This window comes from Roseicyclus sp. (assembly GCF_052168335.1).
Taxonomy (GTDB): domain Bacteria; phylum Pseudomonadota; class Alphaproteobacteria; order Rhodobacterales; family Rhodobacteraceae; genus Roseibacterium.
Window position 1 is genome coordinate 1 of record NZ_JBQLZP010000095.1, and the last position, 1,528, is coordinate 1,528.

Consider the following 1,528-nt stretch of genomic DNA (forward strand, 5'->3'; position numbering starts at 1 on the left):
GGGTGAACCCCGCGCTTGGCGAAACCGAGTCGTGGTTCTGGGCCCTCGTCATCGCGGGCGGCTTCACCACCGTCTTCGCGAGCCTCATGGCCGTGCGGCAGACCGACATCAAGCAGGTGCTGGCCTATACGACGCTCATGGCGCTGGGCGCGCTGACGCTCTTCATCGGGGCGGGCACGTCGGACGCGATCAAGGCCGCGATGCTCTTCCTCGTCGTCCACTCGCTCTACAAGGCGGCGCTGTTCCTCATGATCGGCATCGTCGATCACGAGACCGGCACGCGCGAGGTGGACGACCTGCGCGGCCTCGCGCGCAAGATGCCCGTGACCTTCATCGCGGGCGCGCTCGCGGCGATCTCGATGGCGGGCATCCCGCCCTTCGTGGGCTTCATCGGCAAGGAGTTCCTCTACAAGGCGGGGCTCGGCCTCGACACGGCGCAGCTCTGGGTCACGGGGACGATCTTCGCGGCCTCGGTCCTGATGTTCGTCGCCGCCGGCATCTCGGTCGCGCGGCCCTTCCTCGGCCGGACGCCCGAGCGCTTCGCCAGGACGCACGAGGGACCGGCCGCCATGTGGATCGGTCCGCTGCTGCTCGGCGGGCTGTCGCTGTGGTTCGGGGTGTTCTCGGGCCTCGCCGAGACCTGGTTCGTCGCGCCCGCGACACTCGCCGTCTACGGCGCGCCGGTCGAGGTGGACCTCTACCTCTTCCGCGAGGTGAACGCGGCCTTCATCCTCTCGCTCGTGACCTTCGCGGCGGGCTTCGTGCTCTATCTCGGCCATCGCCGCCTGCGCGCGGTCGTGGCCCGCGGCATCGAGATCAGCCCGCTGCGCTTCGATCCCGGCTGGGACCGAACGCTCGACGGGCTGAAGGCGCTGGCGGAGTGGCAGACGCGCATCCTCCAGTCGGGCGTCCTGCAGCGCTACATGGTGACGATCTTCCTGACGCTCGCCATCGGCGTGGGCGGCACGATCTGGGCCAAGGACGCGCTCGGGCCCATCGCCCTCGACCTCGCGGCCGAGTTCGACGGCCTCCTGTTCAAGCACTGGGCCGTGCTCGTGTTCATCACCGCGGGCGCGCTCCTGACCGCCTACACCTCGAGCCGGATGACCGCGGTTGCGGCGCTCGGGGTCGTGGGCATCGGGGTGGCACTGATCTTCATCATGTTCTCCGCGCCCGACGTGGCGATCACGCAGCTGCTGGTCGAGACGCTGACCGTCGTTCTCGTCGCGGTCGCCATGCTGAAGCTGCCGCACCTGAACCTCCGCAAGGAGGAGAAGCGGCCGGGCCACGCGGCTCTGTCGGTGGCGGTCGGTGCGCTCGTCACCGTGGTGATCGTGGGCGTCGTCCAGGGCGACATCGACCGGCGGATCACCGACTACTTCGAGGTCGCCTCCTGGCCCGAGGCCTACGGGCGCAACATCGTCAACGTGATCCTCGTGGACTTCCGCGCGCTCGACACGTTCGGCGAGATCGCCGTGGTCGTGATCGCGGCGCTGGCGGCCTACGCGCTCCTGCGCGGGACCCGCTA

Annotated in this window: 1 protein-coding gene; it reads left to right on the forward strand. The window is 69.4% G+C overall.

Annotation, left to right across the window (positions count from 1 at the left end; all coding sequences use genetic code 11):
- On the forward strand, positions 1–1,528 hold a 1,528-nt coding region (gene mbhE, locus ACTS11_RS03075; RefSeq protein WP_442638875.1), incomplete at both ends, for a hydrogen gas-evolving membrane-bound hydrogenase subunit E.